At 50.1% G+C, this 760-nt stretch carries 6 tRNA genes; all 6 read left to right on the top strand.

Annotated elements, in window-relative coordinates:
- The first annotated feature begins 37 nt into the window (after positions 1–37).
- The 6 genes from PDT38_RS19285 (at position 38) to PDT38_RS19260 (ending at position 548) form a co-directional block, all read left to right on the top strand.
- Positions 38–119: transfer RNA gene (locus PDT38_RS19285), tRNA-Leu, on the top strand.
- 9 nt (positions 120–128) lie between these two features.
- Positions 129–203 (top strand) — tRNA-Gly (locus PDT38_RS19280).
- 9 nt (positions 204–212) lie between these two features.
- Positions 213–298: transfer RNA gene (locus tag PDT38_RS19275), tRNA-Leu, on the top strand.
- Positions 299–308: 10 nt separating this feature from the next.
- Positions 309–385 (top strand) — tRNA-Arg (locus PDT38_RS19270).
- A gap of 4 nt (positions 386–389) precedes the next feature.
- Positions 390–466 (top strand) — tRNA-Pro (locus PDT38_RS19265).
- 6 nt (positions 467–472) lie between these two features.
- Positions 473–548 (top strand) — tRNA-Ala (locus PDT38_RS19260).
- The last annotated feature ends 212 nt before the right edge of the window (positions 549–760 follow it).

Genomic DNA, 760 nt, shown 5'->3' with positions numbered 1-760 from the left:
CGAAGGTTCGAGTCCTTCATGGCTCACCATGTTATATGCGGGTGTGGCGGAATTGGCAGACGCGCTAGACTTAGGATCTAGTGTCTTACGACGTGGGGGTTCGAGTCCCTTCACCCGCATTAAAAAACGCGGAAGTAGTTCAGTGGTAGAACACCACCTTGCCAAGGTGGGGGTCGCGGGTTCGAATCCCGTCTTCCGCTCCAACCATCCACGCCGGGGTGGTGGAATTGGCAGACACACAGGACTTAAAATCCTGCGGTAGGTGACTACCGTGCCGGTTCAAGTCCGGCCCTCGGCATTTGATATATGCGCCCGTAGCTCAATTGGATAGAGCGTTTGACTACGGATCAAAAGGTTAGGGGTTCGACTCCTCTCGGGCGCGCCATTATCGGGAAGTAGCTCAGCTTGGTAGAGCACATGGTTTGGGACCATGGGGTCGCAGGTTCGAATCCTGTCTTCCCGACCATTATTTGGGGCCTTAGCTCAGCTGGGAGAGCGCCTGCTTTGCACGCAGGAGGTCAGCGGTTCGATCCCGCTAGGCTCCACCATTTTTTAAAAAAGCACTTGACTATTTATTTCAATAGAGATATAATAATAGAGTTGCTTTAGAAATGATCTTTGAAAACTAAACAAGACAAGACGTACCTGTTAATTCAAGAAATACAAAGCACATTTAGTGCAAGTCAGGGCAGATGTCGTCACTTGTGACGAACTAATCTGCACTCCATTTTATGGAGAGTTTGATCCTGGCTCAGGACGA

The sequence above is a fragment of the Bacillus changyiensis genome, assembly GCF_027706145.1.
Taxonomy (GTDB): Bacteria; Bacillota; Bacilli; order Bacillales; family Bacillaceae; genus Bacillus; species Bacillus changyiensis.
Note: the sequence above shows the minus strand (reverse complement) of the source record. Positions and strands in the feature narration are given on the sequence as shown.